Annotated in this window: 1 protein-coding gene; it reads left to right on the forward strand. The window is 71.6% G+C overall.

Features of this window, described 5'->3' with window-relative positions:
• Positions 1 to 6,408 (forward strand): type I polyketide synthase (locus IG54_RS0136815; RefSeq protein WP_030795407.1); only part of this gene is annotated, 6,408 nt, incomplete at both ends.

Below are 6,408 nucleotides of genomic sequence, written 5' to 3' on the forward strand. Positions count from 1 at the left end.
CGACGCCGTAACCATCACCGCAACCGACGAAACCGGCACCCCCGTCGCCACCGCGGACTCCCTCGTACTCCGCGCCATCACCACCGACCAACTCACCGCTGACGCCACCGACTTCGCCGACTCCCTGTTCCACGTGGAGTGGCCGGAGCTGCCGCTGTCTGCCGCCGAGTCCAAGTCCTACGCCGTACTGGGTCGGGCGACCTCCTTCGCGAACGGTCCTCTCTTCGCGGACCTGGCCGGACTCGTCGCCGCCGACACGATCCCCGAGGTCGTCTTCGCCCCCCTCGATGCCGGGGAGGGCACGGGTACAGCGGACGCCGCACGCCTCGCGGCTCATCGGGCCCTGGCCCTGGTTCAGGAGTGGCTGGCCCAGGACCGCTTCGCCGACTCCCGCCTGGTCTTCGTCACGCGCGGTGCCATCGCCGCCGGTCCCGACGACGCTGTCACCGACCTGGCCAACGCACCCGTGTGGGGCCTCGTACGGTCCGCGCAGGCCGAGAACCCCGACCGGTTCGTCCTGATCGACACCGATGACGCGTCGCCCGAACTCGGCGCGCTGTGGCCGGTCATCGCCTCCGACGAGCCCGAGGCCGCGCTCCGTCACGGCACGGTCCGCGTGCCGCGCCTGGCCCGGGTGACCGGCACCGACCCGGCGGCCCTTGACCTAAATCCGTCCGGCACCGTCCTCATCACCGGCGGCACCGGCGCCCTGGGCTCCCTCGTGGCCCGCCATCTCGTCACCGAGCACGGCGTACGCAATCTGCTGCTCACCAGTCGCAGGGGTCTGGACGCTGAAGGCGCCCCGCAGCTGGCCGCCGAGCTGGCCGAACTCGGCGCGGAGTCCGTGGAGATCGCCGCCTGCGACGCCGCCGACCGCGACGCGCTGGAAGCACTGTTCCACTCGATCGACGCCGGACGCCCGCTGACCGCCGTGGTCCACACGGCCGGTGTCCTGGACGACGGAGTCATCGGCTCCCTCACTCCGGACCGGCTCGACGCGGTCCTGCGGCCGAAGGTCGATGCCGCCCTCAACCTCCACGAACTCACGTGGGATCTCGGGCTCTCCTCCTTCGTCCTCTTCTCCTCCGCCGCCGGTGTCCTCGGCAACCCCGGGCAGGCCAACTACGCCGCTGCCAACACCTTCCTCGACGCCCTAGCCCACCACCGCCACGCACTCGGCCTGCCCGCGACGTCCCTTGCGTGGGGCGCCTGGGAGCAGGCGGGCGGCATGACCGCCGACCTCACCGACGCCGACCGGCACCGCCTCAACGGCCTCACCGAGACGGAAGGCCTCCACCTCCTCGACACGGCGTGGACCGCCGAGCAGACCCTGCTCGTACCCGTACGCCTCGACCTGGCCGCCGTACGCGCCCAGGCCACCTCGACCGGCGTACCCCCGCTGCTCCGCGGACTCGTCCGCGCACCCAACCGCCGCAGTGCCCGCACCGGCGTTCCGGGGGCGGCGCGCGGCGAGTGGGCGAAGCAGCTGGTCGCGCACGCGCCCAGTGAGCGGCACGCGTTCGCGCTCGGGCTGGTCAGGGCTCGGGTCGCCGCGGTGCTCAGCTATCCCGACGCCGAATCGGTCGACCCCGAGAAGGCGTTCAAGGAGTTCGGGTTCGACTCGCTGACGGCCGTCGAGTTCCGCAACCAACTCGGTACGGCTGCCGGGCTCCGTCTTCCCGCCACCCTCGTCTTCGACCACCCGAACGCGACGGCCGTCGCCGACTTCCTGGTGGCCGAGCTGACGGACACCCATGCGGTGATCGAGGCCGCGGCCTCGACCGGCGCGCTCGTCGACGACGAGCCCATCGCGATCGTCGGCATGGCCTGCCGCTACCCGGGCGGGATCTCCACGCCCGAGGAGATGTGGCGGTTCCTGCTCGACGGCGGCGACGGCATCGCCCCCTTCCCCACCGACCGCGGCTGGGACCTTGAGCAGGTCTTCGGCGAGGACCCGGAACTCGACGGGGAGTCGTACGCCCTGGAAGGCGGATTCCTGCGCGGCGCGGGCGACTTCGACCCCGCCTTCTTCGGGATCTCCCCGCGTGAGGCCGTGGCGATGGACCCGCAGCAGCGACTGCTCCTCGAAGCGTCCTGGGAGGCGCTGGAGCGTGCGGGCATCGACCCGGCCTCCGTACGCGGCAGTTCAACGGGCATTTTCGCCGGCGTGATGTACCACAACTACGCCTCGCGCCCGACAGAGATCCCGGAGGGTGTCGAGGGCTTCCTCGGCACGGGCGGATCGAGCAGTGTCATCTCGGGGCGGGTGTCGTACACGTTCGGGTTCGAGGGCCCGGCCGTCACCGTGGACACCGCGTGCTCGTCCTCGCTCGTCGCCCTCCACCTGGCCGCGCAGTCGCTGCGCCGGGGCGAGTGCTCCTTGGCCTTGGCCGGTGGTGTGACGGTCATGCCGACACCGGACACCTTCTCCAGCTTCGCCCTCCAGCGCGGCCTCGCCCTGAACGGCCGTTGCAAGCCGTTCGCGGGCGCCGCCGACGGCACCGGCTGGTCCGAGGGCGTCGGCATGCTCCTCGTCGAACGCCTCTCCGACGCCAAACGCAACGGCCACCAAGTCCTCGCGGTCGTCCGAGGCTCCGCCGTCAACCAGGACGGCGCGTCCAACGGCCTCACCGCCCCCAACGGGCCCTCCCAGCAGCGTGTCATCCGCCAGGCCCTGGCCAACGCCAACCTGTCGACATCCGATGTGGATGTCGTCGAGGCCCACGGCACGGGTACGCGGCTGGGTGACCCCATCGAGGCGCAGGCGCTGCTGGCCACGTACGGCCAGGGCCGCGACGCAGACCAGCCGCTGTGGCTCGGCTCCATCAAGTCCAACCTCGGCCACACCCAGGCCGCCGCCGGCGTCGCCGGAATCATCAAGATGGTCATGGCATTGCGCAACGGCGTCATGCCCAAGACCCTCCACGTCGACGAGCCCTCCCCGCACGTCGACTGGTCGACGGGTGACGTCTCGCTCCTCACTCAGGCCCAGCAGTGGCCCGAGACCGGGCGCCCGCGCCGGGCCGCCGTCTCCTCCTTCGGCATCAGCGGCACCAACGCCCACGTCGTGATCGAGCAGTTCGCGCCCGAAGCCGAGCCAGTGCCGTCGACCGCGCCGGGCGCGGTCGGTGGGGTGGTTGTGCCGTGGGTACTGTCCGGTAAGACGGAAGGGGCGCTGCGGGCGCAGGCCGAGCGGCTGTACTCCTTCGTGCGGGAGAACTCTGAGCTGCGTGCGGCTGATGTGGGGTACTCCCTCGCCGTCACCCGGGCCCGCTTCGAGCACCGGGCCGTCGTCACCGGCTCCGATGTCGATGAACTCCTTGTGGGTGTGCAGGCGTTGGCTGCGGGCGAGCCGTCCGGGGCCGCGGCCTCGGGGAGCGTGCGGCGAGGCAAGATGGCGTTCCTGTTCACGGGGCAGGGAAGCCAGCGGGCCGGAATGGGCCGCGAGCTTTACGAGACGTATCCGGTGTTCGCCGCCGCCTTCGACGAGGCGTGCGCGCACTTTGAGGGGCAGCTGGAGAGTTCGCTCAAGGATGTCGTCTTCGGCACGGACGAGACGGACGCCGGTCTGATCGACCAGACCGTGTACACGCAGGCCGCGCTCTTCGCCATCGAGGTCGCCCTGTTCCGGCTGGTCGAGGCGTGGGGCCTTACCCCTGACTTCCTCGTCGGCCACTCGGTGGGTGAACTGGCTGCCGCCCATGTGGCTGGTGTCTTCACCCTCGACGACGCGACCAAGCTCGTCGCCGCACGCGGCCGCCTCATGCAGGCGCTGCCCGCTGGCGGGGCCATGGCCGCGATCCAGGCCACCGAAGCTGAGGTTCTGGAGACGATCGAAGGCCGCGACTCCGAGATCGCCATCGCCGCGATCAACGGGCCCACGTCCGTGGTGGTTTCCGGCGACGAGGCAGCCGTAGTCGAGGTGCTGGAGCACTGGCGGGAGAAGGGCCGCAAGGTTCACCAGCTCCGCGTCAGCCACGCCTTCCACTCCCCCCGCATGGAACCCATGCTGGACGAATTCCGCACCATCGCGGCGGGCCTGACCTACGGGACCCCGAGCATCCCCGTCGTCTCCAACCTCACCGGCCAGCTCGCCACCCCCGAAGACATCAGCTCACCCGACTACTGGGTCCGCCACGTTCGCCAGGCCGTCCGTTTCGCCGACGGCATCACGTACCTCGCCGAACAAGGCGTCACGTCGTACATCGAGCTGGGCCCCGACGGAACCCTCTCCGCCATGGCCCAGCAAACCCTCACCGACACAGAAGAGGCACTCTTCACCCCCGTACTCCGCAAAAACCGCCCCGAACCCGAAACCCTCACCCAGGCCATCGGCACCGCCCACACCCACGGCGCCGAACTCGACTGGGACAGCGTCTTCGCAGGCCACGGCGCACACCGCGTCGACCTGCCCACCTACGCCTTCCAGCACCAGCACTACTGGCTCCAGCCGCTGTCCACCACCGGTGACGCGTCGGGGCTCGGTCAGTCCGCCACCAGCCATCCGCTGCTCGGCGCCGCGATCGCTCTCCCCGACTCCGACGGGGTCCTGCTCACCGGCCGTCTGTCCCTCCAGTCGCACCCGTGGCTGGCCGACCACGCCGTCATGGACACCGTTCTCGTCCCCGGCACCGGACTGGTCGAGCTGGCGATCCACGCCGGTGACCAGGTCGGCTGCGGTCAGGTCGAGGAGCTGACGCTCGAAGCCCCCCTCGTCCTCCCCGAACGCGGCGGCATCGCCCTGCGGGTGACGGCGGGTGCCGCCGAGGAGAACGGGCTGCGTCAGGTCGGGATCTACTCCCGTCCGGACGATGCGGACGCCACGGAGCCGTGGACCCGCCACGCCTCCGGTCTCCTGGCGGAGAACACGCCGGGCACCTCGGCCGACCTGTCGGTGTGGCCGCCGAAGGGCGCCGAGACGTTGGACACGGAGGGTCTCTACGCCGATCTCATGGGCGCCGGTCTCGCGTACGGCCCGGTCTTCCAGGGCCTGCGCGCCGCCTGGCGGCTCGGTGACGACGTCTACGCCGAAGTGGCCCTGCCCGAGTCCACCGCGACCAGCGGCTACGGGCTCCACCCCGCCCTCCTCGACGCCGCCCTGCACGCCGTCGCCCTGGGCGACTTCGTGGGAGCGCCGGGAGAGGTGCAGCCGGAGAGCGGCCCGTGGCTGCCCTTCGCGTGGAACGGTGTCTCCCTGCACGCGACCGGCGCCTCCGCGCTCCGCGTGCGGCTGTCCCCGACCGGTACCGCCGGGTCCGGCGGTGCCAACGCGGTGTCGTTGACCGTCGCCGACGAGACAGGCGCCCACGTGGCGTCGGTGGAGTCGTTGACGCTGCGCGCGCTCGCGGCCGAGCAGCTGACCGGGGGCCGCGAGGCCACGCACGACGCCCTCTTCCGCGTCGACTGGACCGGGCTCACCACCCCCGCGGCCGACTCGGCCGCCCCGGCGCTCCCCTGTGCCGTCGTCGGGACCGATGACGGCCTCCAACGCCTGCTCAAGGGCTCCGGTGTCGACGCGGTGACCCTTATGGACCTGGCGGAACTCGCCGGCTCCGAGACCGTTCCCGAGGTCGTTCTCGCCGCCGTCCCCGCCTACGAGGGCACGGCCACGGGCGCCGCCGCCCATCGGGCCGCGCAGCACGCGTTGTCCCTGGTCCAGGAGTGGCTGGCGGAAGACCGTTTCGCCGAGTCCCGGCTGGTGTTCGTCACGCGCGGTGCCGTCGCCGCCGGTCCGGACGACACGGTGAGCGACCTGGCGAACGCGACGGTCTGGGGCCTCGTACGCGCCGCGCAGGCCGAGAACCCCGACCGGTTCGTCCTCCTCGACCTCGATGAGGCGACCTCGGAACTCACCCCGCTGTGGTCGCTCCTCGGCTCCGACGAGCCGGAAGCCGTACTCCGTGACGGCGCTCTGCGCGTGCCGCGGCTGGCCCGGATGCCCATCACCGGGATCGACCAGACCGGCACCGACGAGGCCGGCACCGACCGGACCGCCCCTGACCTGGACTCGTCCGGCACCGTCCTCATCACCGGCGGCACGGGTGCTCTGGGCTCCCTCGTCGCCCGCCACCTCGTCACCGAGCACGGCGTACGCCACCTCATCCTCACCAGCCGCCGCGGACTCGACGCCGAAGGCGCCCAGCAGCTGGCCACCGAGCTGGCCGAACTCGGCGCCGACACCGTGGAGATCGCCGCCTGCGACGCCGCCGACCGCGGCTCCCTGGAGGCGCTGCTCCACTCGGTCGACGACACCCGTCCCCTCACCGCCGTCATCCACACGGCCGGCGTCCTGGACGACGGAGTCATCAACTCCCTCACCCCCGAACGCCTCGACGCGGTCCTGCGGCCCAAGGCGGACGCCGCCCTCAACCTCCACGAACTCACACGCGAACTGAACCTCTCCGCCTT

It is taken from the genome of Streptomyces sp. NRRL S-920, from assembly GCF_000717945.1.
GTDB lineage: Bacteria > Actinomycetota > Actinomycetes > Streptomycetales > Streptomycetaceae > Streptomyces > Streptomyces alboniger.